Below are 26,135 nucleotides of genomic sequence, written 5' to 3'. Positions count from 1 at the left end.
CGATGCTCCTTCTTCCGATGAGAGGAGTATCGCAGGCCAACACGTCAAAACCTGTCATGTCCAAGTTCATTGAGAAGGCACAGGACATTCACCAAGGCCATGTCTTCGACGGTCCGGCACGGTGTCTCGAGGAGCAGGGGGCTCGCCATGACGATGGCTGCCGCCTGCGCGCGGGAGACCGCGACATTGATCCGGTTAAGCGAGAAGAGGAAGGCGAGGTCGCGTGGCATCTCCTCGCCGCTGGACGTCGTCATCGATACGAGGCAGATTGGCGCCTCTTGACCCTGGAACTTGTCGACCGTGCCGACGCGGATGTCAGGTGGCAATGCCACTCTGAGGGCGTTGACCTGCGCATTGTAGGGGGCGACGACAAGAATATCGTCGTGGGTGACCACGCGTTGCTTGCCTTTCCGGTCCCGGTATACCGAACCCACCATCGCCTCGATTTGCCCGCGAATGGCTGCGATTTCCTCGGGTGAGACCTGCGATCGTCCGGTGTGTTGAATTGGTTCGAGGCGTGCGCCCAGAAGGCTTGTGCCCTTTGGGGAGACAAGGGTCTGTGCCGCTGCAGCTTCATCACTCTCGAGCCGTCCTTCATAGACGGCTTCCGAAATGAACCGGCAGATCCCGGGATGCATGCGGCGGCTTTCAGGAAGGAAGATGCCGCGCTCACGCGGAATGACGCGGTGACCATTGATGAGGTAATCGAGACAGGAGAGCCCGCTCTCGCCGGGATGGCTTCCCTGAAGCGGCTGCGGAAGCTGCATCGGGTCGCCGACGAGGACGATGTTATGCGCGCAGCGGCCCATCGCGAGAATGTTGGCCAGGGAGACTTGTCCGGCCTCATCGACGAAGAGGTAGTCGAATGCAGGCGCGTCATAGCGCGCGAAATGCCAGGCGGTGGAACCGACGACGTGCGCGGACCTGATCTCGGGCGCATCGTTGTCGGTGACGGCAACGATCGCAGGATGGTCGTCAGCATCCTCGGCATCGGAGACCTTCTGTACGATCGAACAGGTGAGCGCTTGGTCTTCCGCCCTTTCCGCGACCGCTTTGAGAAGATTCCCGATTGCCTTGTGACTGTTTGAGGCGACAGCGACACGCTTTCCCGACTGCACGAGGTCGGCAATCGACAGGCCGCTGACATAGGTCTTTCCCGTCCCGGGTGGGCCCTGGATGCCGAGGGTCGTCCTGTCCATGGCTGCGATCGCGCAGCTCGTAGCATCTGGAAGGTCATCATATTCTCGGACGATCCCGTCCGGCCTCGGCCCATTGCTAAACACGGGAAAGGCCCGGGTGAGAAGATGCTCAAGGGCCGGAACGCGTCCCGTGTTGGCGATCATCTCTTCGATGACGGCCATCAGTGAGTTGCGAAGTACATCGTTCCGGATTGGCTTGGGCGGGAGTAGATCGAGCCTGTCGGGGAGGGGACCCTTCGCGTGCGAGCGGCGCAGAACCAGCGTGCGCTCGTCATGATTGATCGATTGAAGCTGCACGTCTTCCGGCATAGCAGCGGGCTTGATGCAGGGGGCTTTGCCCGTCCGAAGCTTGGTCTCCTGCTCCGGAAAGCGGTACGTCCGTTCCGAGGATCTGGTGGTCACCTGAACCGGGGCATCTATCGCCTCAAGCCCCTGGAGACAGTCCAGGTCGTCGAGCAGTTCCTCGCTTTCCTGGGCGAGCCGGTCGAAGATGGCCCAATAGGCAGGCTTGTCTTCCCGCTTGTGGAACTGGCTCAGGTCAAGCAGCAAGGTGGCGACCTGATCGCCAAGCCGCACACGCACGGGCTCGAGGCGCTGGCGAAGGGCCTCCAGTTCAGAATCCTCCGCCTCGACGTTTGAAAGCGTGCCGCCGGCCGGTGCTTCTGCCAAGGTCGGCCATGGCATGCCCGCCGGCCGCACATCTCGGACCAACCAGTCCCGCAGCAGCTGCGTCGAGATACAATCTGTCCGGTTATAATCATGGATCTCATCGAGGAGCCGCTGCTCCCCGGTCTGCCGCCATTGTTCATAGAAAACGACGCTTGCCCCCGCCGTCGCGACGTCTGCGGCGCGCTTTTCCATGTAGAAGGCCTCGAGATCCTTGATCGAATAGCCCTTCTCGGACGCGATAATGCCGCCACCGACGACCTTGAACAGGTCGACGAACCTGCGCTCGCGCTGCAACTGATCCATCGCTGCCTCGCCCGTGCGATGCGCCGCGGTCAGGCGCCGAAGCGCTGCGATCTCGTAGTTGGCATAGTGATAGATATGGGCCTTCGGGTATTGCCGCATGCGTTCGACTAGGAAGGCGAGAAGGTCGCGCATCGCCCGCCCTTCTTCCTCGCGATCATGCGCCCAAAAGGCTCGGAATTGCCATTCGCCGTCATCCATGAACCAGACGCCATGGAGATATTCGAGGCCTCCGGGAAAGTATGGGTCGCCTTCGATGTCGTAAAACACGTCGCCGTCCGCCGGTTCAGGCAAAAGACCGAAGCCCTTGCCCGGCTCCGGTTCGCGCAACTCGAAGGACGGGCCTGCGCCCGCGCGCCGGGCCGTCTGGAGTCTGGCTTGCGTCACCAGCTTGCGCTGCGTTTCGGCGGCCATTTTCGGGACACGTTCAGCCCTCTCGGCAAGCGCCGCCATGGTGGTAACCCCGGCTGCCTCGAGTTTCTGGCGCTGGATGCGGGTTATGCCTGCGACAAGGGCCAGGCTGTCGTCCTGCTCCCACTGAGCATTGCAATGATCGCTCCACCGGCAAAGGCCACAGGCGGCGTTGGGCTCGGCGCGGGTCGCAGTGCGTTCGGCGACAAACCCTTCAAGCATCGAGCGCGCATGCCGTGCATAGGCAGAGACATCGGCCAGACGAACCGTGTATCGGCTGCCGTCGCCAAGCTGAAGATGCGCCTCCTTCGGCGCCAGCCCCTGCACCTTCGCGAGGAGATCGCTGTAAAGACACAGCTGCAGCACATGCTTGGGGTCTGGCTTGCGCTTCAGCTTGGTATCGACAACTTCATAAGACCAGGAGCCTAGCGCGGAGGGTCGATCAACCCGCTCCAGAAAGTCGGTGTAGCCGCCCCACGCACCATCAAGCAGCGCCCCCTGGAAGATTATATCGGCGCCCTGCGCCATGGCTGCGTGGGTCAGCGCGACTGATTGTTCGAGGGACAGCCCATTCTTGGGGACCTCGGTGATCGTCCGACCTTCTGCACGAAGCTGTTCCAGAAAGGCCAGTTCATGTTTATCGCCCTGCTGTTGCAGGAGCATTGCTTCAGCGCTGTCGTCCTTGGGACTGATGTCCCCTTGCTCAATCAGTCGCAGATCAAGAAACGTCGCATGGCGACACCCCTTGAAGCGCATCAGGTCCGAGGCCGAGAAGCGGAAATTTCCTTCGATAAATCGCATGCATAGCTCCTTACCATAAGCTATGCCCGTTCAGCATGACAAAACCTGTCATGGAGATTCTCGATGTCATTTGCCAAAGCGCAGGAGCTGTTGAAACTCGCGATGATGGCGACGCGCCGCAGCGGCGTGTCGCTCGACGAGATCATGGAAGAATTCGGCTGTGTCTATCGCACCGCGCAGAGAATGACCGAGGCGCTTGAGGCGGCATTTCCGCAGACGGAAACCTCTGAGGGGGATGATCGGAAAAAGCGTTGGCGGATGCCCTCTCGCCATGTCGCAGCGCTCCTGTCACCTTCGCCAGAAGAGCTGGCCGCACTATCAAACGGGATCGCGCAACTCGAACAGGCCGGTATGCTGCACGAAGCAGCCCTTGCGAAAAGCCTCGACCGTAAGGTGAGGGCACTTGTCCCGCCGGAGAAGGGCACCCGCCTTGCAGTCGATGAGGAAGCCCTGCTCGAGGCTCTGGGCCACGCGGCTCGTCCCGGGCCAAAACCGGTTGCCAATCGAGACGTCGATATGGCGATCTATGAAGCGCTGAAGGGGCCATTTCTGCTCCGCTTTCCTTATCGAAAGCGTGGCCAAGCCAAGCCGATCGAGCGCATCGTCGCGCCCCACGGTCTCTTGCTGGGTGTTCGCCGCTACCTTGTCGCGAGAGACGTCGCAAAGCCGCCATCCGCACCGCTGCAACACTTCCGCGTTGAGGAAATCGAGGCGGCCGAGGTGCTGGAGGAATCCTTCGAGTTCGATCACGGTTTCGATATCCGCTGTCATGCCGAAAAGGGCTTCGGCTCTTTCGAGAATGCGGCTGAGTATGGCGATGTCGTCTGGCGCTTTTCGCCGGAGGCGGTGGCACATGCCCGCCGCTTTGTTTTTCACCCGACCCAAACTGTCGAGGATGAGCCGGACGGTTCTCTGCTGGTACGGTTCAAGGCGTCCGGACTGCTCGAGATGTGCTGGCATCTCTATGCCTGGGGCGCCGCAGTCGAGGTTCTCCAACCCGAGCGACTGCGCGATATGGTGCACCAAAGCCGCCGGAGCTTTGGCGCTTTCCCTTGATCACTTCTTGGTGCTTCGGGTTGGAGGATTTCGGCGAGCGAGCGTCTACGAATTGCTTGGGGCAGAAGGCCTATGGTTTGTCGCGCTTCATCTTCAGCAACAACTGCTCACGTTCCAAGCGCGCGATCTGCTTGGTTCGTTGATTGTCGCGATCCTGCCTTGATCCGCCGCCAAGCTCAGCGATTGCCGATGCTGTAGGGGCGATCAGAGCCTTGTGGTGATCTTCGCGAATGCGGTCATGGCGTCGCAGATTCCCCAGGTGAACTACCAAAGACCACAACAGATACATGTTGTCCCGCAGCGAGCCGACCAAATCGTTCACCGCGCTGGGGGTTTCCTCGAGTCGCAACTCCGTAATCAGCCCGACCCGAAACATCTTGATGATCTTCGGCTCCAAACCCTCTTCGAGATCGGGCTCGATCAATTGCTTACGCAGCTTTTCCGTGCCCATAGTGGTGGCAATCAGACGGATTGTCGCGTGTGGTAGGGAAAGCAGCATTTGCTTGAGCAGTGCTGCATCGCTCATCCCTTTGGGAGCCTGAAGCTCATAGAGGATGCCGTTCACACGTATCTTGCGTTCGGCGGCCAAACGAGGAGCGAACCGGATGTTGTCGAGCATGATCGTCGCCCAGCTGCGCCAGATGTGCCCAAGGTGCTCCCGCTTCTTCGCATCTGCCATGTGCTCGAAATTTCGGACAAGGCCCGAGTAAAGCATGAGCGAGAACGTCAGCGCCTCATGGATCTCGGTGATCTTGGGACGGTAAACCTCCTGCCGGTTCTCCTCATCGGCTATGATGTCCAGATCAAACTCTTCATCTTTTTCTTCCTGAGTGAGGGGTGGCTGCACGATCCGGGCCGCAGCATCCTCCATACTCTCACCCTTATCGTCCTTGGGGAGAGCAAAATTATCGAAAAAGCCCAGATCAATCGGCTGAAGATGCTTTGTCGCCTTTTCGAAGATCTCAAGGTGACGGTCTCGGACCAGATCGATCAGGGCGGGGTCGTTCCTCGTCTTGCCCGCATAGTAGAGCAGCTCGTTGACGAAGGTGAGGTAACGATCCTCGTGCATGACCCAGTCCTTGAAGTCTGGATCAACGGTCATCCGGTAGGCGATGAAATACTCCATCACGCCGCGGTAACGAAATGCCACGCGGTTATCGGAACGCCGCTCGAAGATCTTCGCGCACAGGAATTCGTCCATGAGCTCATCAAGCGGAGGGGCATCCAGACCCATCTCGTCGAGGCATTTCTTCATTGCGCCTCGCGCATCGTCGCGGGTCGGCACATACTGGTTCTCGCGCGCCATCCAGGCCGCGACATAGGACAGCAGATTAGCCTTGTTGTTGAAGTCGAAGGTAGCGCGGTAGCTCTGATTTTCGGCGGCTTTCTCGAGTGTCGTTTCGACGAACTGCTCCATCAGAACCGCCCGGTTGACCGGGGCAAACTTCCCGTTTGACCCGAAAATCTCCAGGAGGATCGTCCCGTTTGCCGCCGTGAAAGGCAGGTTGATTTCACGGAATTGATCCTGCAAGCGGTCGAGCCAGCCTTCCACATCGTCGCAGTGTTCAAATTTCTTGATCAACTGGCGCATGTTCCGGCGCTTGAGTTCCTGCAGCTCGATGAAATCGAAGCGCACAGGCATCTCCGGGTTGATCTTGGCGCCCATTCTGTAGACCGCGTCCCAGTTGCTCGTGAATACATACCGGGCTTTGGGGTAGGTCCTTACGAATTCCCGAAGAAGCCCCATGCGCTTCTTGTCGTCGAAATGGACGTCATCAATCATTACGCAGATGTGGCCCAGCTTGAGAAGGCTCTCAGCATCATGGCCGTCGGGAAGGGGGGCGGCCGCACCCCGAACCAGACCAAGCACCTTATTCACGTTTTGAGCGATCTGCGTAAAATCGATGATGACGGGCAGGCGCGGAAAATCGATGTTGTCGACACTGCGAACCATGTGGTGGCGCAACTCGCGCAAAAGACTGGTGCGACCATATTCGGGCCGAGCATAGACGATAGCATTCCGGACGCTGGTCACGAGATCCTGAAACGAGACCGGCATCTCGACTTCCGCCGGAGCATCGGTGGTTTTGGCTTCGATGATCGAGGTCTTCATCATCGGCGGCTCGATGAACCGCTGATGCAGTTCCGCATCACCGCCAGGAGCTGCATCGTCCTCGTCCAGCCGTGCTTTGAAATCGCCGCATAGGTGTGCCCGGAATTTTTCGAGATCAACCGGCGCGGCGATCTTGCGGAAATGCTGACGGGCCTCGTTGTCCTTATACCACTTGCCGCCCTCCTGGATGTCCGTGCCCTCGTCGAACTCGTTACGATCCTTGTAGTAGGAACGGAAGAGCAGCTCAGTGTGACCGGTCGCCCTATCAATGGTGATAAGAGAGTAGCCGTTGTAGTATTCAGTCCGGGTGGTGAAGATTGCCCCTGCCTGATCGGTAAAAACCTCCCCACGCAGGCCCGACACGTTCCTTGGCTTGGGGTCATGCATGTGACCGAAGAGGTGATAGTGTGCATGCTGCGCTATCTGATTCTCGAGATAGCGTGACGTGGCTTCGCTGAGCGAAGACAAGGGATGGTGCGTTGTGAAAATGCGAAGCGAATGCGGCGTCAATGCCTTCACCGCTTCGATTATCGCATACTCCGGCACCGCCAGATTGCGTTCATCACGCTCGAACTTGTTGCTGCCGCCAGTGGACAAGACGGCTGTGTTGAAGGTGACGATATCGATGTTGAGCGAGTCAACCCGATCAACGCGTACGAACGCGTTATCGACCTTGCGGCAGTGCTTGACGTCATCGCCTCGCAGATAGGCCTCAAGGTCATTGAAAGCTGCAAATTTCTCCTTGGTGAGGTCATCATACTCGTCAACATCGAAACGACGATTGAGGCGGGCCATTTCATCGCTTTGACCCAAGTCACTCCGCCAAGCCTGGTGCGTTTCGACTGCGGCTTCTGTGACCTTCCGAGAAAGATCGTGGTTTCCAGGGGTAAGGAAAATGCGGTCGTCGCTCGTGCCCGTGGCTTTGGACACTCGTGAGATAAAAAAGTCGTAGGCCTCATCATGGGGGTCCTCGCCCGCAGCCTGGACGAGATCCCCGGTGAAAAGGATTAGGTCTGGCTTGCGATGCCCGATGCAGAGCTTTTTCAAGTCTTCTATCAGCGCGTCTACGACAATTCCCTGCTCCCTCGCCTTGCGATTGGCGTAGTGAAAATCGCTGAGGTGGAGGATGGTGATGAGATCGGGGTCAGACATGCCATAAGCGTATGGAACATGCGGTGAACGTGCAACGGTATTTGAGCTAAAATCCACTTGATTCGTAACGCCCTCAACCATTCCGCTAGAAAGGCAGTGTAGCGGGGCCCTACGTCGGAGACGTGGCCAAAAGGACGGTGATCTTGAGGTCAGTTGTGCAAAAATACCATTCGGCCAATCTCAAAGGGCCGCAAAGGCTGAATGAGATTGAGGGCTTCATTGAAGCCCAATTGAACTAGTCCCCGCTCGGTCTCGCACGCCAAAAAAACATTGCGGTATTCGCGATGCTGCACCTGAACCTTTAGGCGGTTTCTGTCGCTGTGCAGGCGGCCATCCTCGCCATCATCCTTAATCTCCACCAAAGCGATACCGTCACGGGTCGTCCGACCCTTGATGCCAACGACGAAGTCCCGGAAAAACCGGGTTCCGGTCTGTAGTATCATCCGCGTAGCCTAGATTTCGTTCTCAGGATTTCGAAGCCACCACAGCACCGTGCCTGATGTGTCGGCGTCGAGCATCTCAGCAAAGGCGCGCTCAGGCCTGTTCATCTTGCTCGGGAACACTCCATGCGAACCCTTCCGCGCTTCGGGTAAGTCCGGGTAATCGAAGATCGTCTCAGGGATTGGGATGGAGGCATCCAGTTTTGCCCGCTTGCCTTGCTCCATCTTGATTGCAGACATGAGAGCGTCCGGTTCGCGCATCACCGCTCGCTGAATGGTTCGCCTCAAATCCTGATCGGTAAACAGGTATCCGCCCTCTTCGGCTCGGGCGCGTAGCGACGAAATCAGCGCTCGCTCGAGGTGGCGTGGATCGATGGAGTCGTTCAATTGGAATGGCGCACATCCTGACCCATCCGACCGGCGACCTCGCTGCGATGGGTTTCCCGGAAGATTGGCAAGAGAAGCCATTATGGCGATGATCGATCTCGTCGGTTAGCCCGACCGTCTGAACACGATCATTCAACTGCTATGAAGCCGCTTCGCCCCGCCGGATCGTCCGATACACGGTCGGCCGCGAGACCTTAAACAGCTTGCCGAGGTCGCCGATCGAGTATTCTCCGGTGGCGTGCATCTTGAGGAGTTCGCGCTGCTGGTGGTCGGACAGCTTCGGCGGCTTGCCGCGAAGCTTGCCCTTGTCGCGGGCGATCTTCATGCCCTCGCGGGTGCGCAGGCGGATGAGGTCGCTCTCGAATTCGGCGAAGGTGGCGAGGATGTTGAAGAACATCCGGCCCATCGGGTCGTTGGGGTCGTAGACCTGCTTTCCCAGCGCGAGGCTCACACCGCGCTTCTCCAGTTTATCGGCGATCGCGCGGGCGTCGGGCACCGAACGGGCGAGGCGATCAAGCTTCGGCACCACCAGCGTCTCGCCGGCGCGGACCGCGGCGAGTGCCTGGGCGAGGCCGGGTCGATCGCGGTTGCGACCGGTCAGGCCGTGGTCGGTGTAGATGCGGTCTTCGGGCACGCCGAGCTCGATCAGCGCGCGCCGCTGGGCGGTGAGGTCCTGCTTGTCGGTCGAGCAGCGGGCATATCCGATGAGAGTGTTGGTCATTTGTAACGGATGAGGCCCCTCTATGAGAAAATAACACGTACCACCTTAATGAGAAAGCAGGCAAGCCGTAATTGCGGAGGGCAGGGGGGTCTGACCTCTGCTCCCTCAAAAGTGTCCGGTGAGCGATCCCTTTCGGACAAGCAGCAGCAAGCCGACGCTAGCCGGTGCTAGAATGTAGGGCAGCCTTTTGGGACAGTTTAGCGGGAGACTGAAAAGCAACCATATTGGCAATTGATCCTGCACTCTACGGTCGAAAATCGCCCAATCGGGCACGGCCCTCCAACCTTCGCGCGAGTGCCTCGACAAACCCCTGATACCGCTCTTTGCCCTGCGCTTGCGCTGCGGCAAGGCCACTGTCTGGCAGGGGCGGATTGGCAGTTAGCCAGAACCGCACGAACAATGCCAACGCCTCGGTGGTGATCTCGGTTTGCTGATCGAGCTGTCCAAGCCGCCGGTCGATGCGGTCGAGGCGGCGGCTGAGCGCTGCTTCGAGCTGCTCAGGATTGTCTGGTGACATGAATGACCTGAGAGCTGCCTCCACCACATCGGGCTGACCGACGCGCCTGCGCATTGCGAATACAGCAAGCTGGTCGATCACATCGGGTGGCAGCCGAAACGTGCGCTTCAGCTTCATAGTTCGATCCCGTCGCCGAGGTCGAGCGAGGCCTGACGCGCGCTGCGCTCCATCGTGCGCCGGAGGCGCTCGCTGGTAGCGGCGGATTGGTCAGCGTCTGCGCTGTCAGCTTCTGCAAAATTGAATTCCGCAGCAGCAGACTTGGGCCGCGCAACCACTTCGACATGCTGAGGCAGGTCAGGCTCGCGCCGCAAGCCGCCATTGGCAGGATCGATCCTGCGACCGCCGTCTTCGGATGATTTGGGGTCTGGTTCGATCGGGGGCTGGGCGCTCCAGTCATCAGTGGCGCGCGCCTCTGCATGTTGGCTGCACCTCTCGGGCACGGGTAACACTCGAGATTGCAGCCTCCGGTCGGCATAGTAGCGTGCCTTCTTGGCCTTGATCGGCGGCGCCCCTGACAGGAGCACAACCTCGTCGGTCTGCGGCAGTTGCAGAATCTCACCGGGCGTGAGGAGTGCGCGGGCGGTTTCAGAGCGCGAGATCATCAGGTGGCCAAGCCAGGGTGACAGCCGGTGCCCGGCATAATTCTTCATCGAGCGCTGCTCAGTGGTTGTGCCCAGCGCTTCGGAGACCCGCTTGGCTGTCCGTTCATCGTTGGTCGCAAAGGCAACGCGAACATGGCAATTGTCGAGGATGGCGTTGTTCTGCCCGTAGGCGCGCTCGATCTGGTTCAGGGACTGGGCGATCAGGAAGGCTTTGAGGCCGTAGCCCGCCATGAAGGCGAGGGCGCTCTCGAAGAAATCGAGCCGGCCCAGGGCAGGGAACTCATCAAGCATGAGCAGCACGCGCTGACGCTTGGTAGCAGGATCGAATTCTTCGGTGAGGCGGCGGCCGATCTGATTGAGGATCAGGCGGATCAGCGGCTTGGTGCGGCTGATGTCGGACGGCGGCACGACCAGATAGAGCGAGGTCGGTCGGCCGCTGACGATATCGGCAATGCGCCAATCCGAGCGACTTGTGACCTTGGCGATAACCGGATCGCGATAGAGGCCCAGAAAGGACATTGCGGTCGACAGCACGCCCGATCTCTCGTTGTCAGACTTGTTGAGCAGTTCGCGCGCAGCGCTGGCAACGACCGGGTGTGGGCCCGCTTCGCCCAGATGCGGGGTGTCCATCATCGCATAGAGCGTGTTCTCAATGGTCTCGTCGGGATTGGAGAGGAAAGCCGCAACCCCAGCGAGAGATTTGTCGGCGCCGGCGTAAAGCACGTGAAGGATTGCGCCGACCAGCAGCGCGTGGCTGGTCTTTTCCCAGTGATTGCGCTTCTCGAGACTGCCTTCGGGGTCGACCAGAATATCGGCGATGTTCTGCACATCGCGCACCTCGTTGAGGCCGCGGCGCACTTCGAGCAGCGGGTTGTAAGCGGACGATTCAAGACTGGTGGGATCGAAACGCAGGGTGCGGCTGAACGTGCTGCGAAAACCGGCAGTGACATCCCAGTTCTCGCCCTTGATGTCGTGGACAATCGCCGAGCCCGGCCAGGTCAGCAGGGTCGGGATCACCAGGCCGACGCCTTTGCCAGAGCGTGTCGGAGCAAAACACAGGACATGTTCAGCCCCGTCGTGTCGAAGATAGTTGTTCTGGAACTGTCCGAGCACAACCCCGGTGTCGGCCAATAATCCGGCTTTGCGGATGTCATCGCGGGTCGCCCACCGGGCAGTGCCATAGGTGTTGGCGTTGCGGTTCTCGCGGCCGCGCCAGACGGACATAGCGATGGCAACGACGATTGCGACGAACCCGCCCGAGGTGGCGATCATCCCCCCGGTATCGAAAATCTTTGGAGCGTAGGCGTCGAACGAGAACCACCACCAGAACAGGTCATAGGGGCGGTAGACTGGGTGGCCGAACAAGTGGAACCAAGGCACGCCGAGCTCTGGCTGGAAGCCAAGCACCGAGGCTGTCCATTGGGTTGCGGACCAGACGCTCGCAACAATGATGATCAACACCGCGAGGATTTGACCCCACAGGATTTTGGCAGCCGACATGGCGCAACTCCGCTTCGTTCACGCGTAGGTCGGTGAGCTTTGGAGAAGTTGGCAAGCGGGGAGTTGGGGTGTGCAGGCCTTGGCGTAAAAACGGGAACGTTGGCGCAGATCGTTAGATCGCCTCCCAAGTATAATCGGGCGTACCCGACCAGGTCAGCCGAACCATCGCGCCTTGCACCACCGATTGCACGACATTCGGCCAGAGCGCAGCGATGCAGGTTCCGCCTGCGTGGCGGACCGAGGGGTAGATGATGCCGTTGTGGCCCTCGACGCGTGCCTGTGCGGCAAGGATATTGCCAGCGGCATAACCGGTCGCGGGGTCGGAATCGAGCGCGGGATGATCCGCGGCGTCGCGCAGGTCGACGAACACGCCTGCCATGCTCGCGAGCATTTCGCCATATTCAACGACCGCGTTGAAGTCACCTGCGTCAGCGAGTGCCTTGGTCAGGTGGTGCCCGACTTCGGCAATACAGGTTTCAACCGCCAGCGCCGCATACCAGGCACCTCGGTCTGCAGGGCTAAAGCGCATCGGCTCACGCGGTTTGGCATAGGCGAAGCTGGCGTTGATGAAACGGGCATGGGGGACGCCGTGAACCAGTTCTTCGGGGCTGAGCGCACCGAGCCCGCGCTCCTCGGCAACCAAACGCCCGCTGGTCGCGCCTTCGATCTCGGCGAGCAGCGCCAACTCGTCGGGATCGTCGGCCAACGGTGCGAGCACGGCTTCGCGCAGCCGCGCGCTCGCGACCAGCCTGATGGTGCGCGGGAAGGCCTCACGCACCAGCGGTAGCGCAAACTGCGGTTCAGAGCCCGCCACGCAGCGCGTCGATATACTGCCGGGTCTCAAGCATACGAGGGATGCCTCCTTCGATCATCGCCTCGACCGGCGACTTTGCGCCGAACACTGGCGCCCGGTTGGGCAGACGCGGCCAGCGGTCGGCCATTCCGTCTGCGAACAGCAGATGCAGTCCCTTGAACACGCCGATTAGCGCCGAGGCGCGGGTCAGCTGGTCCTGGCTCAGGGTGCCGTCCCATTTGCCAGCCTTGATCCGGTCCCACGTGCTCTCGGACACGCCAAGCAGCGCGGCGCCTTCGGCATTGCTGCCACCCCAGGCATCGACGAGCCGCAACACGGCCTTGACGGCCGCGCCGGTCAGTCGCTTGCGGTCGCCGTCGCCCGAGAAGGTCTGCAGGCCTGCTGCTGCCGGGGCCGCTTGATGGGTGAGTGCTGTGCTTGCCATGGCCGTTTCTCCTGACGCGAATATACGCATCACATGGTGCGATTGTCAAGATTGGGGATAATGACGGTCGCCCCCGTCATATCTCGATCGAACGGCTTCGGCCCAGTGTCCATTCGATGCCACCACCAGGCCGAGGCTGGCCGCTCACATATTGCCCAAGATGCCGATCGAGTTGCTTTGACCAGGGGACAAGCGAAAACCCAAGGCCATCATCGATCATCGCAAACCGGCCCGACGCGAGTTGGATGCGCTGGCGATAAACGCCAGACACCTCACCGGATGATCGGCTTTGGCGGTGGGGCAGGTCGTGCTCACGCGAAAGTGCGGCACCGGCGTCGGCAAGGTCGCGCTCGCGCAAAGTGCCAAGCAGATTGCGGGACAGGGCGAAGCGGTCACTGCGGCGCTGAGCCAAGCCCTCGCCTTCCAGATATTCGAGTCGGCGCGTTTTCGCTGCCTCGACTTCGCTGCCGAACCCCGAACTGAGCGCCAACGGGTCTGAAGCGATCAATTGCTTGTCGAGCCAAGTGGCTCCGCGGCTGCGCTCCTGAGTGGCAAGATCGAGATCAGAATGGGTCAGCAGCGAGGATTGCTCGTGACCGCGCCGGTCAGTCCAGACGCGGAGCTCGACGATTGCCCCCGGTGCGGCATCACCCGTCATGTCGATGTCGGAGAATTTGCAATGATGGACCCGGCCATCCACGCCATCGACGACGGCATAGGCCTGACCTGTCAATTCATTGTGCAGGCCACGCTCGACCAGTCGCCCGATGACAGGCTCGCTTGCCCTTTCATTATGAAGGGCAAATCGACCCGCTTCCGCGGCAAGGCCGTGCCCGGTCATGGCGCGGTGCATCGTCTTGATGATATCACCTCTGGTGCCAAGCTCCCGCAAGGTCGGCTCGAGTGCTGGCTTTATCCGCCAGCAGCCAGGAGCAATCTTCTCTGCCAGTCCCATGCGTTCGAGTTTTGTGGCGCGGCCGATGAGATGCTGGTTGGCCGGGTTGGCGATCCGCTGCGGATCGGGGCGCAGGTCGACTACGCCGCCGAGGCCGTCACCAAGCGTTTGCAGCTGGCGATCAAGACCGGTCCAGCGATCGACCTGCACCTCGCGGGCCAAGCTTCGATCAATGTCCTGCTGGGTCCGTGCGCCCAGTTCCATGGTCACCAGCTGCGCGGCGCGAGCCCGCATGCCCTCGCTGATGTAGCTGCGGTCGATAACTAGGTCGCGGCCATCGTCGGCCTTGCCGCGTACCAGAATGTGGATGTGGGGATTGTCGGTGTTCCAATGGTCAACGGCGACCCAGTCGAGACCTGTGCCAAGATCCTTTTCCATCTGGGTCAGCAGGTTTCGGGTAAAGCTCCGCACATCGGCCAGTTCAGCCGTGTCTTCGGGCGAAACAATGAAGCGGAAATGGTGGCGGTCATCGGCGCAGCGCTCGGCGAAGGCTCCGCCGTCGACGGTCTCGTCGCCGCTACCGAACAGCGCCGCATCCTTCCCGTCGCGGGTCACGCCATCGCGTTTGAGATAGGTCAGGTGCTGTGCCAGCGGCGCGGCAGTGAAGCGAGCCCCGCGATGCCGCACGATCCTCGCCTTGACGATCACACGTCGCTGACTTGCGCGGGAGCTTGCCTGCAGGCTTGCGATGCGGCCTCGGGCAAGGCGACCTGTGCTACGCCGCGATGCGGAACCACCCGCCCGGCCGCCGCGGCCTGACCGGTTGGCAAGTGCCCGCAGTTGGGCTTTGAGTGTGCGCGCTTTGCTTTGGCCGGAACTGCGATCTCGAATGCGCCCGGGCCTGATTTCCAGATCGTCATCACTCATGAGGTCAAGCGATGCGATACAGCGGCTGGCTCATCGAACGGCGGAATTGCGGCAGTTATCGAGACTGGAGCCAGCCATGGGGCAGGGCGGCTGGCTGTCAAAATCCCGCGATTCTGCGGCCCCACACCCCGGCGGCGGGCTCCGCTTTCATCTTGCCATCCTCCTGACCCATCCGTTCCTGCAACCCTGCTTCCGCACAATTTTGCGCTAGTCCACGCCATGACGCGCCAGATAGGGAGGNAGTTATCGAGACTGGAGCCAGCCATGGGGCAGGGCGGCTGGCTGTCAAAATCCCGCGATTCTGCGGCCCCACACCCCGGCGGCGGGCTCCGCTTTCATCTTGCCATCCTCCTGACCCATCCGTTCCTGCAACCCTGCTTCCGCACAATTTTGCGCTAGTCCACGCCATGACGCGCCAGATAGGGAGGGGGGCAGTCACTGGTCGCGGTTCCCCGAGACGGGGATGAACAAGCCGCCGTGCGGACGCAGCGAAGCAGTCGGCGCAGCCGCCGTTGCTTCGCTTATGCCTGCGCTGGGCGCTGCCTCGGTCGCGGCAGTTCGCGCCGCGAACAGCCCGCTTTGAGTCCACGCAATGCGCACTTGCTGCACAGGCGACGTGCTGGCCACGACAGTGGCCGTGCTGTCCGATTGCAGCTTCGGTGCGATCTTTGCGACATAGGCCCGGGTTTCGGCAGGAAGCGGGCGGCCGCGATCGCGCCACTCCTGATAGCGCCCTGGGCCTGCATTATAGGCGGCGAGCATGCCATAGGCGCCGTAACTGTCATACATTTCGCGAAGATAGCTGGTCCCAGCCAAAATGTTGTCGCGCGGATCGAACGGGTCGCTGCCGAGACGGAAACGGGCGCGCTGGCGGGCCCAGGTTCCGGGCATGAGCTGCATCAGACCCATCGCTCCGGCCGACGATACTGCGGTGATCCGGCCAGCGCTCTCGGCCCGCATGACGGCATAGATCCATTGCTCCGGGATGCCGAAACGCAGCGAAGCCTCAGCAACGTGCGCTGCAATATCGACGGTGCGCGGCGCTGCTGGTTCGGCAGTGTCCTGCCCAAGGGCAGGCGCGGCTCCGAACATAGCGAGCGCAGCCAAAGCGGCGAAGCTGAGGCAGCGGAGCTCCATGGCTCAGTTGGCCTTTTCGCGCCGCGCGGGACGCGACCAAACCAGAACATGGCCATTGTCATCGCCCTTGAACAGGTTGGCGCGTAGCGGTTGCACGAACGAGGGGTCATCGATCTGCAAACTGACATAGTCGCCCGCCTTCTCCCCGACATGCTTCCAGCCTGCGCCGATTTCGCGCGCGTCTGCATCTTCGCCAGCAACCACACGGAAGTCCGGAGCGTTGTCACTGTCCGATGGGTCTGCCGGGACGAGTGAGATCTCAATGCTAAGCGACAGCGTCCGCAATTGCCCGTTGTAGCCGCCGTCGGCCGCACGAAAAGTTCCGATACGCATGGGTTCAATCTCCTTGGGTTGAGGGTGAGGAAGTGTCGGAGGCGCGCGGGTCGGCGAACCAGACATGGTCGCCATTGCCCGCTTCATCGGTCCAGACTGGGGTTGCGCGACCAATGACATGGGTCAGACGCAGCACGCCGAAATAGCGCCCATCGAAACTGTCGGGCGCTGCCGGGTTCATCACGAATAGCTCGCCAGTGAGAAGCACATGGCAGCCGGCCCAGGTCGGCAGTGCGCGCCCCAGACGGTCCCGCGGACGCGCTGCGCCGACATATTGGCCGTCGATCGTGATGCTCAATGCATCTCGGCAAACGCGCTGGCCGCGTACAGCGGCGATGCGCTTCAGCAGGGGGACGCCTGTCGGGAGGTAACGCCGCTCGGCGAGCAATCGGCGCAGTTCGGGCGGCGGCTCAATGGCGACCCGCTCGCCAACATGCAGACTAGCCTTGCCACGGATGGCGTAGAGCCCGGTGGGGACCGAGGCTGTCGCATTCCACACGGCGAAGCGCGCGACTGGCACGGCCAATGTCGTGAGCGTTGTGCAACCTACGATGGCCGCAAATATCATGCTGCGGCGTTTCATGGCAGAAGTGCCTTGCGCTGGAGCCAGGCTTGGTGCCGCGCGGGGGCGTAGTCACGCGGGGTGAGCCGGCCCGCCATCCTGTTGTGGATGTGTCGCCAATGTTCCGGAGCAACATCGCAGGGGTCTATGCCAGACGCTTCGATGGCATCGATCAGCCGGAAAACTTGCGCGACCTTGGGCCAGCCATGGATCGAAAGCAGCAGCGCGCCACCGGGGTCGACCTGCGGCACGGTTGCGCAATGCTCGCCTAAGCTGACAGCTTGTACGATGTCCAAGGTTGAACGGACGGTGCCATAATCGTTGGACGCCCAGCGGACCAAGGCGAACACCTGGCCCGCCATATAACTTTCGATCCGCTCGTTACGGCTGAGGATCCGTTCGGCAACGGGCTTACCGAATTTGATCCAGTCCTCATGCTGGCCTTCGCGCCAGACCAGCGTCACATGGGTCAGCTGCGGGTCATCACCGATCCTCGTATCGGCAGGCGTCTCGGGCGGCGCGCCGCTATTTGTCCACAGGCGCGTAGCCGTTAGCAAGAATCCGAAGGATTCTTTGTTAGGATAGTTAAGGGCGCAATTTGCTGAAGTTTTCCGGGGAGTTGGACGGCGTTTCGGTTCCTGATAGTCCGAACTTTCGGTTCCTGATGGTCCGAGCGGGGCGGTTCCTGATAGTCCGTGCTGCATCATAACATTTCCACAGGGTGATGGTTGCTAGAGCGCAGTCCGAGACGGCGCATTGCGGCGTCGAACGGATCGGGCCGGACAGCGACAAAGTTCAATCGTTCGCGGCCGAGTGCATGTTCGATGGTGAGCGTGTATCCCGGCAGCGCTTGGCGGCGGACAATGTCGCGCAGCTCGAATGCGAAACGATTGGGCGGCGAGATCGCACCTGACTTCATGTGCAGATGCTGGAAGTCGAAGCTCCAGCCTCCGCGCTGTTTGCCGCCATGCTTACGCACGAGACGGTAAAGCCAACGCTCCAGACCACCGGTCAGCGCGAAGTAATCGGGATCAATGGTGAGCACGAGCGACTGATTGATCACGCCTTCGTAGAACCAGTCAGGAATGATCATCTCGATCCCGAGCGCGCGACCCGAATGATCGAGACGCTCTTTCCACTCATTGATCCACGAAAAGCGGTGCCGCCGCCGCGCGTCATGCTGGCGGATAGAGGTCGCGATGGTGGTCGATTGCAGTCGATCCAGCCCGGCCTTCAGCCGCTCGTAGCTGGCCTTGCCAGTGCCCCGGCGGGTGAAGGCAAGGATCTCGTGCGGGGTCGCGGCGATCATGCGTCGAGATCTGTCACCGCATAGACGATCCGGCCACCGAGCTTGCGATAGACTGGCCCCGTTCCGAAACAGCGGTGCTTCTCGAGTGTGCGAGCCGAAAGCCCGAGGTGCACTGCAGCATCGGGCGTCCGCAAAAATCGTGCAGTCACGGGGGTGGGTCTGGTATCCATGGCAAGGCTCCGGCGAAGTTTGGCAGCAGCAGCGGGCTGTCGCTGGGGTTCGCAAGCTTTGGCGGAGGATTGGCATGGGCAGGGAGTGACCGAATGCAGGTGACGCAATATGTCACCCCCGAATGTCTCGGTCAGCGGTGTAAAAGAATATCGCGATATCCGCGGGAGACGAGGCTGCGCGCTTGGGCGATCAGCCGAAGAACCTGCCGCCGCTCACTCGAGGCTTTCCAGGTCGCTCCGATAAGAGGACGGTGGTTGGGGAAGATCAGGCCGTAGGCGAGGTCACGAGAAGACGCACCCGCCACAAGCGCATCGTGAATAGCAAGGAAGCGGCTCAACCGCAGCCGTTGATTGTGCGTGATGACGTTAGCGCCTTGGGATGTGGAGCTGGAGGCACGCGTTATCAGATGCATACGCGTGACAGCTGCGATGCGCAGTTCATAGGTCTCATCGCACGGTATCGAGACGGCGGGAACGGGCAGGGCGGCTCGGTATCGAACGCAAAGTCGCAGCCTGACACTGCCCCGACTGGAAACGAAATGCTTTCCGGTTGATGTCGAAACCTCTGTCAGCGTCTCACACCCGCTTACGCTCCCACTTATGCCGGGGGTGATGGCTGAGGAACGGCCCGGTAGCTTTCTGGTCGTGGCTCCGCACAACGATGATGAATTGTGGACGCTGCAATTGGTGCAGGCGTTCGGCACCCGGTCGCGGGCCCTGCTCGATACCTTCCTTGTCCAGCTATCGAAGCTTTGCCCGCAGGCATGGGACGAAACCGCCCGCACATGGAAAGTTGACGAAACCGAATGGAACGCGCTGCTTGCCCTAGTCGCCGATCACAGGCCAGAAAACTCTGCACAGGCGGCGCTCGCTGCGCAGATGGCCGCAACGCACATGATGATGATGCGGCTAAGCGCACAGGCCCTGAACCGGGGCCATTCGATCTATCAGGCGGATGCGGCGCTAGCCTCGAAGCTGGCCCGCACCTTCACCATGCAATGCGAGGCGATGCAGGCGCTCAAGGGCAAATCGCGCACGGCCAGCCAATCAATCCACGTTCATAAGGAAACGCATCAACATGTGCATCACCATGGGGGAGGGGGAGAAAATGGCGGACGTCCCCATGATCCGACGCGATCCGGTCGAACAATTGAGGAAGGCGAAGCGGTGTGGAGCGAAGAACCGTGCAGGCAATCCCTGCCAAGGCCCAGCCGAGAAGGGCAAGACTCGGTGCCGCTTCCACGGGGCAAGAGGCGGCGGACCAAGGGGTGAACGAAACGGCAATTACAAGCATGGTGGCGAGACACTGGAAGCGGTCGCACTCCGGGCTATGGCAAGGCACTTACTCAAGGAATTGCGAAGCGATGCGTGAGGGCGTCTTTGATGTCTATTTGGTTGCTAGTTGCCAGATAAAGCCCGATGCGCCGACGATCAGAAGTCCGATCCAAGCCCAATTGTGGGCTGCACCAAACGCGTCACTCACCCGCTTGGGGATACGACTAATGATACGCCCCCCTGAAACGGCGTCGGCGATTATGACCAACCATCCGATCACGAACATGGAGACGGCTGTAAAGGCTAATGCAGTGAGAATCATCCTGTCACCTCCATGCAAGCGATAGCAGCGCGACAAGCGTTATCCCGGCAAGCCAAAGAGTGATCTGCTGTGTCTTCTCTAGCCGAATGATATGCTCTTTCAATTCGCGCACGGCGGGCTCGTTTGCGATGCTTGCGACTACGCCTGAGATCGAGAACTCGCTGATTGGTCGCTCATCCGGTTCGGAATAACTATCGTCTGCGAACCAAGCCGGGTGCTTTTTGCGATATTGGCGTTCCCGGTCCGCATATTCCCAGCGGGGTTCCTCAGAGTCTGAACCGCGAAGTGTTGGGGACGAGGCCAATGTTTCGAGTGGCTTCACAATAGCCGTTGGATCAACCGTCATGCGGTCAGCGTAACACCGCCTGCAAGCGGGTAAAAGCCGCGCTTTCGAAAGGCTCGTGATAGCTAGGTGATTGCTAAGCCGGTTTTTGGCAACGCAATTTGGTGCGCCGGCTAACNGCACGAGCGACTGATTGATCACGCCTTCGTAGAACCAGTCAGGAATGATCATCTCGATCCCGAGCGCGCGTCCCGAATGGTCGAGACGCTCTTTCCACTCATTGATCCACGAAAAGCGGTGCCGCCGCCGCGCATCATGCTGGCGGATAGAGGTCGCGATGGTGGTCGATTGCAGTCGATCCAGCCCGGCCTTCAATCGCTCGTAGCTGGCCTTGCCAGTGCCACGCCGGGTGAAGGCAAGGATCTCGTGCGGGGTCGCGGCGATCAATCGCGACGTAGTCCGACCGGCATCGCGCGCTTCGACGATCTGGCTCGCTACCCAAATGAGGACATCAGCGTCCCAGATGGTCGCCATGCCATGCTCGGCAGTCGCCTCGACGAGGATCGAAACCTCGCCCATTCGGAAATCGATCGGACGGACCCGCTTCGATTTGGCGAGGCTGAAGAACGGCCAGGCCATCAGGTCCTGCGCGTCGCGCGCGGCAATATCTCGGCCCTGGGACACGAACAGGTCAAGCTGCGCAGGCTTGGATGGGAAGGCGGACAGGCGTCGCATTGCGTGGCTCAGCGCCGGACCGGCGGAGTATAGCCATCAAGACGCTTGGCTGGATGGACGATGCCCTTGCCGGGATCGCTGGTGGACCGCCGCAGCCCTTGCTCCGCCCACGCGTCCAGATCGCTCACGGCATAGACGATCCTGCCACCGAGCTTGCGATAGACCGGCCCCGTTCCGAAACAGCGGTGCTTTTCGAGTGTGCGAGCCGAAAGCCCGAGGTGTACTGCAGCATCAGGCGTCCGCAAAAATCGTGCAGTCACGGGGGTGGGTCTGGCATCCATGGCAAGGCTCCGGCGAAGGTTGGCAGCAGCAGCGGGCTGTCGCTGGGGTTCGCGACCATTGGCGGAGGATTGGCATGGGCAGGGAGTGACCGAATGCGGGTGCCGTAATTTGTCACCCCGAATGTCTCGGTCAGCGGTGTAAGAGGATATCGCGAAATCCGCCGGAGACGAGGCTGCGCGCTTGGGCGATCAGCCGAAGAACCTGCCGCCGCTCACTGGAGGCTTTCCAGGTTGCACCGACAAGTCGGTGGTGGTTGGGAAAGATCAGGCCGTAGGCGAGGTCCCGCGAAGAGGCGCCTCCTTCGAGCGCATCGTGGATGGCGAGGAAGCGGGTCAACCGTAGCCGTTGATTGCGTGTCATGACGTGAGCGCTCTGGGGTAAGGCGCTATTAGTGCGGGCTATCAGGTGCATGCGGGTGACAGCCGCGATGCGCAATTCATATGTCTCATCGCAGGGTATCGAGACGGCGGGAACGGGCAGGGCGGACCTGTAACGAACGCAAAGTCGCAGTCTGTAGCTGTCCCTAGCGTAAACAAGATGCTTGCCGTCGGATGTCGACACCTCTGCCAGCGGCTTGCAGCTGGACAGCCACATCAGCGGGGGGGCCGGGTTAGCAGTTTCGACGATGATCACGTCGGGCGATGCGCTGGGCGACCAATGGGCCGGGCGCTGGCGCGGGTTTGCTTGCGGATCGGTGGGGAAAGCTCAGGCCCCATCGCCGGGACAGGCCCTCCTTTTCATGGTTTTCGACCGATGGGAAGCGAGCAATGCGCTCTTCAGTTTCGGCATAATCACGGCGGTAATCAGCATTACGGTGCAGGAATTCCTGCGCGAAGTCCGCATAGTCGTAATCACGATATTGATCCGCGGTCGATGGTGACCGCCATGACGAACCACCGGGCATAAAGACCCCTGCAAAGCACAGGCAAAAAGGCCAAGCTTCAAGTCTTTGTTAACCAACGGTAAGCCGCAAGTAACAAAATCTGGGGATGCTTATGCCCGGAGGCGCAGAAATTTTGACTGAGCGCTTAGGGCAAGGCGTCCGATCTGTGCCCGAGAAATCAGCCTTTTTGTTGTTTCTCAAGCAGATGTCGGTAGCCGTGGGACGTCATCCAGCGTGCTCGGTCGAGGTGGGTCTCATGGACCTGACGCGCCCTGACCGGCTCCAGGGCAGGATCGATCCCAAAGACGATCTGCATAACTTCGGTCCATTCCGCACCTTCGTCTGCGGCGTCAAGTAGCCGTAAATACGTGACAAAATGGCGTTCGTCATACGGCGTTACCGTATCCGAGAGGGGCGGGTGGTCTTCAAAAGGAACGATCGTCATGGTCCGAGCCTTCAGTTTCGACTCGTTTCGGCATGCCCTCTCTCCTAGCATGAAGACCCTCCAAAATGGCGAAAACTAATCTTATCCCCTCATGCGGAGAGAGTTCTGCGCTCGTGAGGATAAGCTCTCACAGGGGTCGAAATCGAATTCGGCCCGAGCACCGCACCCCTCCGAGTATTATAATACGTAGCACGAGAATACGCGACCGGTTTCTAAGCTGCGGATGGACATCCGCAAACTGTTCGGTGCCAATGTGCGCTACTATCGCATCGCCGCTGGCTTGAGCCAGGAAGCGGTGGCCGAACGGATGGGTGTTGATCGCGCCTATGTCAGCATGATTGAACGCGGCAGTCAGAATGCCACGCTCCTCTCGATCCATGAGACTGCGCAGGCCCTTGATGTAAAGCCAGCTGACCTTCTCGCCGATCCCCCCGCTGGATTTGACCAATAAGGAAGCCGATGCCCCGCCCGGCAGGTGCCGGGCGGGGCTGGCTGTGCGGTCAGTCGCCGTTGGTGCGGCGGGCGCGCGACCAGATCAGATTGAAGCTCTTGCCGTCTTCGTCATCGAAGAGGTTGGCAAAGATGGGAGCGGTGAAGCTGGGATCGTCGAGCTTGACCGAGAGATACTCGCGGCCTTCGTTGGAGGTCTTGGTCCAGGCGGCGCCGATTTCCGCGCGGCCGACAAAAACCCGGTGCGACGGCGCATTTTCGTTGTCGCTGGTTTCGGGGACGATGCGGACGTTCTTCTGCTGCACCGACATGGTGACGATCTCGCCCTTGTATTCGTTGCCGGTCTTGGTGAAAGTTCCGATGTTGGCCATGATGCATTCCTTCAAGTTGGTCGAACCCGCGCCCATCGCGGTCTCGATGGCTGGTTGAAGGCAGGGGCTTGAGCCCGCTGCACCGGAACGGCCGAAACGCAGTGGAGGACGACGGCCAGACGGCTTTCTTGCCTCGCGAGGAATGGGCGGCACGCCCAGGGGAAGAAAGTTGGCGCAGACGGCGTTGCAGCAAGGGATCAAGCGGCGAAGCCATCCCCTGCCAACCACGGCCATTGACGAGGCAGCAGTGGGCTCGGGTCATACTTGACCGGGGGAAATGGCACTTCCCGGACTTCCAAGACCGAAATGCGATGAGAAAGGTGTCGTCACCGGTGTGCTGCCTAGTCGTCACCGCAATCGCAGATATCGGCAACGGCCATGCGCCAATCCGGGCCTGATTGAGATCAGCGCAATCGGCCCGCCACTGGCCAGCTCAAAACCGGCTGCGAATTCCCGGCCTCGCTCCGCCCCTGCAAACGCCCAGACCAACCTGACCCAAGACAAGGCAGGCAGAAACTGCCACTTGATCACACCGCCTGCCTCCTATCGGCTGAATTGACGGTGAGAGCTCCGCCTGGCACCTGTCGTGCGGGCTTGGAAAATGTCAAAGCTAAGGGCGGGCGCGGTTGCATTGCGTCCAGGATGCAGCCGCGATTATCGCAGCGCCAAGCAGTGATAAGGCGATTTGCCATGCGCTTGGCGGCATCGTCGCCGCCGCAATGCCATGGACTGCGTGATAGCCCGCAACAGCTGCGGGCGCGGCAAAAGCGACGCCGACCGCAGCACGTGTCAGGTCGGACTTAGCGAACGCCAGTGCTAACCGGGCAGCAGCAAGCAGGATGATCGCAGATATGGCTGCGGAGGCGAGCGCAGCAAGAATGCCGCTGTCGGTGCGATAAGTCGCCGAACCCGCAACAAACGCGACAAGTAGCGGAAGGGCGTAGATCGAAAGGCGGAACAGAAGCGCGCAGCACAGGAATACCGCAACGATTATTAGGGCAAAGCCGATCAGCATGGCGTCCTCCTTGGAACCAAGGGCAAGGGACGCGCTCTCCACCTCCACCGCAGCGCAATGTGCAGGAAATCCATAGCAAATATGCGCATCGGCTGGAATACCCGATGGGCATCCAGCCAAGTGGCGCAAATCGATGTGACGCGGTCAGGGATTGAACGGGTCATATTCGTGAATCACGCTGTCGGCATCGCTGTCGAATTCAGCCGTTGGAACGGCGGCGTAGCCGTTACCGGCGTGGAACAGGGTGACGCAGACCATCAGGGTACGGGAGAGGCTCCAGGCGTGACGCTGTGCGATGGTGAGTGACATGTACGAGCTCCTGTCTCGGAGCAGGGACCATCCCCGCTCGACAGGCCCCGGACAGACGGCGCAAAGCCGCAATCACCACGAAGGTGCAGCCGCAGTGGCCGCACGCAGAGCGTAGCGAACCCTTTACGGGTTGATTGAAGGAGGCTTGGGGTCGGCCAACGGATTGGCCTTAAAGAGCGGGGTGGTCACGGGAACTCAGGTCGAGATAGGCACCAGCCAGTTTTGCATTGGCTGACGGCAATGTTGCTCGCGAAATCACATGTTATGGTCGGTCGAAAGGGCGCAGATGCGCCTTTCAGAAAATGTGACCGAGGTAAGTGCTTCAGTTGGCGTCCAATCAGCTATGCTATGTCCAATCTTGAACCAAGGTAACCTTTCGCAACGCCTCCTGAACTTCGTTGGCAACGGGAAAGTGGCCCATGGGTTCTCGAATAGAACTAGCCCCTGCTCGAAACATACGATTGCAGCAGCGTAGTAGCTTTTGGAATTTCCACTCAGACGAAACCTACCGTCGTGTCCCATGTTTGTGATTTTCGGATTGCCTTCCTCCAGAACTGGCGCACCCTTCCAACCATAAAAGGCATGCCAAATCGCGCCGGACGTAAGTCCGATGTGGCCGGAAACCAGAGGAATAGTCTGCTCAAGTAGCGTCTGAGTCATTGGTCCGAAATAGCTAAGATCTAGCCATAGGACGGAAGGAACACCGGGGCGTCGCTGTTTTTCGCCCTGCTTAACTGCGCAGAGCTTGCTGATGACGTTTGCCTGCACTGAGTCGAATGCTTTATCGGGGTTCGGAGCGCCGCCAGGGTGAAGAACGGCTGTTGAAAAGCTGATTGAGCCTTTGACGAAATCTTTCGTTCTTCGCTCAACCCCCCGAACATCCTCACCGTTGGCAATTGATTGGCGAAGCTGTGTCTGGACGCCGTCCTCGTGCTTAGCGTGGACTTCGACCGTAACGGGTCCATCGCCAGCATCAGCTTCGAAATCGGGAGTAGCTCCGCGTTTACTGTGGGGAGCGAGCGGCTGGACGAGCAGCCCCGCTTCCATCAATCCGCTAAGCGCTCGTAGCTCCGCCAAGGCAGCTGCGGCGTCCGGAACATTGCTTGGGTCAACCGCGCGATCAAGCGTGCCGCGCATTCTAGATTGGAGGTCGGACGATCGAACTATCGCGTCAATTGCGCGACGTGTCAGAAAATCGACTGCGCTCTTTCCCTCGAACAGAACACTCCATGCGGGATGCCTGTCACCTGCAAAAAGTGGTGCGTTCTCAATTGCGCTCAGCTGTTCGGGAGTGAAGATCGGGTCGATGGTCATGTCGGGACAATA

The 26,135-nt window shown here is 60.4% G+C and carries 27 protein-coding genes and 3 pseudogenes; 3 read left to right on the top strand and 27 right to left on the bottom strand.

Annotated elements, in window-relative coordinates; genetic code table 11:
• Positions 1–44: 44 nt before the first annotated feature.
• The gene (locus AC2TC0_RS10540) at positions 45–3,380 is read right to left on the bottom strand and encodes a TM0106 family RecB-like putative nuclease (protein WP_484717444.1); all 3,336 of its coding nucleotides are present in this window, start codon (positions 3,378–3,380) and stop codon (positions 45–47) included.
• A 63-nt stretch (positions 3,381–3,443) separates the two neighbouring features.
• Between AC2TC0_RS10540 and AC2TC0_RS10535 the strand changes: the two genes are divergently transcribed.
• Positions 3,444–4,436 (top strand): helix-turn-helix transcriptional regulator, encoded by a 993-nt coding sequence (locus tag AC2TC0_RS10535; RefSeq protein ID WP_484717443.1) that lies wholly within the window; start codon positions 3,444–3,446, stop codon positions 4,434–4,436.
• Between the two features lie 70 nt (positions 4,437–4,506).
• Here AC2TC0_RS10535 and AC2TC0_RS10530 read toward each other — a convergent pair whose 3' ends face one another.
• The 16 genes and pseudogenes from AC2TC0_RS10530 to AC2TC0_RS10455 all read right to left on the bottom strand — a co-directional run bounded on the left by AC2TC0_RS10530 (position 4,507) and on the right by AC2TC0_RS10455 (position 19,143).
• Complete coding sequence (locus AC2TC0_RS10530; RefSeq protein ID WP_484717442.1) at positions 4,507–7,701, bottom strand: metallophosphoesterase; 3,195 nt, start codon at positions 7,699–7,701, stop codon at positions 4,507–4,509.
• A gap of 149 nt (positions 7,702–7,850) precedes the next feature.
• Positions 7,851–8,144: a hypothetical protein gene (locus AC2TC0_RS10525; RefSeq protein WP_484717441.1), complete on the bottom strand. Its 294-nt coding sequence runs from the start codon at positions 8,142–8,144 to the stop codon at positions 7,851–7,853.
• A 9-nt stretch (positions 8,145–8,153) separates the two neighbouring features.
• Positions 8,154–8,528, bottom strand: coding sequence for a hypothetical protein (locus tag AC2TC0_RS10520; protein ID WP_484717440.1), 375 nt, complete (start codon positions 8,526–8,528; stop codon positions 8,154–8,156).
• A 139-nt stretch (positions 8,529–8,667) separates the two neighbouring features.
• On the bottom strand, positions 8,668–9,249 hold the full coding sequence (locus AC2TC0_RS10515) for a recombinase family protein (protein WP_484717439.1): 582 nt from the start codon (positions 9,247–9,249) through the stop codon (positions 8,668–8,670).
• Positions 9,250–9,493: 244 nt separating this feature from the next.
• On the bottom strand, positions 9,494–9,883 hold the full coding sequence (locus AC2TC0_RS10510) for a CopG family transcriptional regulator (protein WP_484717438.1): 390 nt from the start codon (positions 9,881–9,883) through the stop codon (positions 9,494–9,496).
• Entirely contained in the window at positions 9,880–11,868 is a 1,989-nt protein-coding gene (locus AC2TC0_RS10505; RefSeq protein WP_484717437.1) for a conjugal transfer protein TraG, read from the bottom strand. The genes AC2TC0_RS10510 and AC2TC0_RS10505 overlap by 4 nt, the downstream gene beginning before the upstream one ends.
• 112 nt (positions 11,869–11,980) lie before the next feature.
• Positions 11,981–12,682, bottom strand: coding sequence for an RES family NAD+ phosphorylase (locus tag AC2TC0_RS10500; RefSeq protein WP_484717436.1), 702 nt, complete (start codon positions 12,680–12,682; stop codon positions 11,981–11,983).
• Complete coding sequence (locus AC2TC0_RS10495) at positions 12,669–13,106, bottom strand: antitoxin Xre-like helix-turn-helix domain-containing protein (protein WP_484717435.1); 438 nt, start codon at positions 13,104–13,106, stop codon at positions 12,669–12,671. Before AC2TC0_RS10495 ends, AC2TC0_RS10500 begins: the two co-directional genes overlap by 14 nt.
• 76 nt (positions 13,107–13,182) lie before the next feature.
• Positions 13,183–14,928, bottom strand: a complete 1,746-nt coding sequence (locus AC2TC0_RS10490) for a relaxase/mobilization nuclease domain-containing protein (RefSeq protein ID WP_484717434.1) — start codon at positions 14,926–14,928, stop codon at positions 13,183–13,185.
• 435 nt (positions 14,929–15,363) lie between these two features.
• Entirely contained in the window at positions 15,364–16,065 is a 702-nt protein-coding gene (locus AC2TC0_RS10485; protein WP_484717433.1) for a lytic transglycosylase domain-containing protein, read from the bottom strand.
• A 3-nt stretch (positions 16,066–16,068) separates the two neighbouring features.
• Positions 16,069–16,398, bottom strand: a complete 330-nt coding sequence (locus tag AC2TC0_RS10480) for a DUF736 domain-containing protein (protein WP_484717432.1) — start codon at positions 16,396–16,398, stop codon at positions 16,069–16,071.
• A 4-nt stretch (positions 16,399–16,402) separates the two neighbouring features.
• Positions 16,403–16,981 (bottom strand): S26 family signal peptidase, encoded by a 579-nt coding sequence (locus tag AC2TC0_RS10475; protein WP_484717431.1) that lies wholly within the window; start codon positions 16,979–16,981, stop codon positions 16,403–16,405.
• Positions 16,978–17,517, bottom strand: a complete 540-nt coding sequence (locus AC2TC0_RS10470; protein ID WP_484717430.1) for a DUF2840 domain-containing protein — start codon at positions 17,515–17,517, stop codon at positions 16,978–16,980. Before AC2TC0_RS10470 ends, AC2TC0_RS10475 begins: the two co-directional genes overlap by 4 nt.
• 146 nt (positions 17,518–17,663) lie before the next feature.
• Positions 17,664–18,263: pseudogene (locus AC2TC0_RS10465) on the bottom strand (replication initiator protein A); the annotation flags it as partial.
• 5 nt (positions 18,264–18,268) lie between these two features.
• Positions 18,269–18,439 (bottom strand): annotated as a pseudogene (locus tag AC2TC0_RS10460) (helix-turn-helix transcriptional regulator); the annotation flags it as partial.
• 131 nt (positions 18,440–18,570) lie between these two features.
• Positions 18,571–19,143, bottom strand: coding sequence for a DUF2285 domain-containing protein (locus AC2TC0_RS10455; protein WP_484717429.1), 573 nt, complete (start codon positions 19,141–19,143; stop codon positions 18,571–18,573).
• Between the two features lie 374 nt (positions 19,144–19,517).
• Here AC2TC0_RS10455 and AC2TC0_RS10450 point away from each other — a divergent pair, with 374 nt between their 5' ends.
• On the top strand, positions 19,518–19,811 hold the full coding sequence (locus AC2TC0_RS10450; protein WP_484717428.1) for an HGGxSTG domain-containing protein: 294 nt from the start codon (positions 19,518–19,520) through the stop codon (positions 19,809–19,811).
• Between the two features lie 15 nt (positions 19,812–19,826).
• Here AC2TC0_RS10450 and AC2TC0_RS10445 read toward each other — a convergent pair whose 3' ends face one another.
• The 6 genes and pseudogenes from AC2TC0_RS10445 to AC2TC0_RS10420 all read right to left on the bottom strand — a co-directional run bounded on the left by AC2TC0_RS10445 (position 19,827) and on the right by AC2TC0_RS10420 (position 22,664).
• Positions 19,827–20,036 (bottom strand): hypothetical protein, encoded by a 210-nt coding sequence (locus AC2TC0_RS10445; protein ID WP_484717427.1) that lies wholly within the window; start codon positions 20,034–20,036, stop codon positions 19,827–19,829.
• Between the two features lie 463 nt (positions 20,037–20,499).
• Positions 20,500–21,054: pseudogene (locus AC2TC0_RS10440) on the bottom strand (replication initiator protein A); the annotation flags it as partial.
• 8 nt (positions 21,055–21,062) lie between these two features.
• A complete protein-coding gene (locus AC2TC0_RS10435; RefSeq protein ID WP_066531890.1) occupies positions 21,063–21,335 on the bottom strand; it encodes a helix-turn-helix transcriptional regulator in 273 nt (90 codons plus the stop codon).
• 130 nt (positions 21,336–21,465) lie between these two features.
• A complete protein-coding gene (locus tag AC2TC0_RS10430; protein ID WP_484717499.1) occupies positions 21,466–21,930 on the bottom strand; it encodes a DUF2285 domain-containing protein in 465 nt (154 codons plus the stop codon).
• Positions 21,931–21,946: 16 nt separating this feature from the next.
• Positions 21,947–22,240, bottom strand: a complete 294-nt coding sequence (locus AC2TC0_RS10425; protein ID WP_484717426.1) for a transcriptional regulator domain-containing protein — start codon at positions 22,238–22,240, stop codon at positions 21,947–21,949.
• A gap of 157 nt (positions 22,241–22,397) precedes the next feature.
• A complete protein-coding gene (locus tag AC2TC0_RS10420; RefSeq protein ID WP_484717425.1) occupies positions 22,398–22,664 on the bottom strand; it encodes a DNA -binding domain-containing protein in 267 nt (88 codons plus the stop codon).
• A 223-nt stretch (positions 22,665–22,887) separates the two neighbouring features.
• On the opposite strand from AC2TC0_RS10420, the gene AC2TC0_RS10415 reads away from it, so the two are divergent.
• Positions 22,888–23,115, top strand: coding sequence for a helix-turn-helix domain-containing protein (locus AC2TC0_RS10415; RefSeq protein WP_484717424.1), 228 nt, complete (start codon positions 22,888–22,890; stop codon positions 23,113–23,115).
• 49 nt (positions 23,116–23,164) lie between these two features.
• On the opposite strand, the gene AC2TC0_RS10410 is transcribed toward AC2TC0_RS10415, so the two are convergent.
• The 4 genes from AC2TC0_RS10410 to AC2TC0_RS10395 form a co-directional block, all read right to left on the bottom strand.
• Entirely contained in the window at positions 23,165–23,485 is a 321-nt protein-coding gene (locus tag AC2TC0_RS10410) for a DUF736 domain-containing protein (protein ID WP_127692126.1), read from the bottom strand.
• A 610-nt stretch (positions 23,486–24,095) separates the two neighbouring features.
• Positions 24,096–24,542, bottom strand: a complete 447-nt coding sequence (locus AC2TC0_RS10405; protein WP_484717423.1) for a hypothetical protein — start codon at positions 24,540–24,542, stop codon at positions 24,096–24,098.
• Between the two features lie 102 nt (positions 24,543–24,644).
• Positions 24,645–24,809, bottom strand: a complete 165-nt coding sequence (locus AC2TC0_RS10400; protein WP_484717422.1) for a hypothetical protein — start codon at positions 24,807–24,809, stop codon at positions 24,645–24,647.
• Between the two features lie 255 nt (positions 24,810–25,064).
• Positions 25,065–26,123 (bottom strand): hypothetical protein, encoded by a 1,059-nt coding sequence (locus AC2TC0_RS10395; protein ID WP_484717421.1) that lies wholly within the window; start codon positions 26,121–26,123, stop codon positions 25,065–25,067.
• Positions 26,124–26,135: the final 12 nt, after the last annotated feature.

This window comes from Sphingopyxis sp. sgz302558 (assembly GCF_057220455.1).
This window is presented reverse-complemented; position numbering and strand designations above follow the sequence as displayed.

Coding starts and splice junctions, on each gene's coding strand:
- AC2TC0_RS10540 (WP_484717444.1), bottom strand. CDS start 3,380: ATGCGATTTATCGAAGGAAATTTCCGCTTCTCGGCCTCGGACCTGATG.
- AC2TC0_RS10395 (WP_484717421.1), bottom strand. CDS start 26,123: ATGACCATCGACCCGATCTTCACTCCCGAACAGCTGAGCGCAATTGAG.
- AC2TC0_RS10510 (WP_484717438.1), bottom strand. CDS start 9,883: ATGAAGCTGAAGCGCACGTTTCGGCTGCCACCCGATGTGATCGACCAG.
- AC2TC0_RS10525 (WP_484717441.1), bottom strand. CDS start 8,144: ATGATACTACAGACCGGAACCCGGTTTTTCCGGGACTTCGTCGTTGGC.
- AC2TC0_RS10430 (WP_484717499.1), bottom strand. CDS start 21,930: ATGTGGCTGTCCAGCTGCAAGCCGCTGGCAGAGGTGTCGACATCCGAC.
- AC2TC0_RS10490 (WP_484717434.1), bottom strand. CDS start 14,928: ATGAGTGATGACGATCTGGAAATCAGGCCCGGGCGCATTCGAGATCGC.
- AC2TC0_RS10485 (WP_484717433.1), bottom strand. CDS start 16,065: ATGGAGCTCCGCTGCCTCAGCTTCGCCGCTTTGGCTGCGCTCGCTATG.
- AC2TC0_RS10515 (WP_484717439.1), bottom strand. CDS start 9,249: ATGACCAACACTCTCATCGGATATGCCCGCTGCTCGACCGACAAGCAG.
- AC2TC0_RS10530 (WP_484717442.1), bottom strand. CDS start 7,701: ATGTCTGACCCCGATCTCATCACCATCCTCCACCTCAGCGATTTTCAC.
- AC2TC0_RS10535 (WP_484717443.1), top strand. CDS start 3,444: ATGTCATTTGCCAAAGCGCAGGAGCTGTTGAAACTCGCGATGATGGCG.
- AC2TC0_RS10420 (WP_484717425.1), bottom strand. CDS start 22,664: ATGACGATCGTTCCTTTTGAAGACCACCCGCCCCTCTCGGATACGGTA.
- AC2TC0_RS10415 (WP_484717424.1), top strand. CDS start 22,888: ATGGACATCCGCAAACTGTTCGGTGCCAATGTGCGCTACTATCGCATC.
- AC2TC0_RS10435 (WP_066531890.1), bottom strand. CDS start 21,335: ATGGATGCCAGACCCACCCCCGTGACTGCACGATTTTTGCGGACGCCT.
- AC2TC0_RS10475 (WP_484717431.1), bottom strand. CDS start 16,981: ATGAAACGCCGCAGCATGATATTTGCGGCCATCGTAGGTTGCACAACG.
- AC2TC0_RS10400 (WP_484717422.1), bottom strand. CDS start 24,809: ATGTCACTCACCATCGCACAGCGTCACGCCTGGAGCCTCTCCCGTACC.
- AC2TC0_RS10480 (WP_484717432.1), bottom strand. CDS start 16,398: ATGCGTATCGGAACTTTTCGTGCGGCCGACGGCGGCTACAACGGGCAA.
- AC2TC0_RS10495 (WP_484717435.1), bottom strand. CDS start 13,106: ATGGCAAGCACAGCACTCACCCATCAAGCGGCCCCGGCAGCAGCAGGC.
- AC2TC0_RS10410 (WP_127692126.1), bottom strand. CDS start 23,485: ATGGCCAACATCGGAACTTTCACCAAGACCGGCAACGAATACAAGGGC.
- AC2TC0_RS10505 (WP_484717437.1), bottom strand. CDS start 11,868: ATGTCGGCTGCCAAAATCCTGTGGGGTCAAATCCTCGCGGTGTTGATC.
- AC2TC0_RS10445 (WP_484717427.1), bottom strand. CDS start 20,036: ATGATTCTCACTGCATTAGCCTTTACAGCCGTCTCCATGTTCGTGATC.
- AC2TC0_RS10450 (WP_484717428.1), top strand. CDS start 19,518: ATGTGCATCACCATGGGGGAGGGGGAGAAAATGGCGGACGTCCCCATG.
- AC2TC0_RS10425 (WP_484717426.1), bottom strand. CDS start 22,240: ATGCCCGGTGGTTCGTCATGGCGGTCACCATCGACCGCGGATCAATAT.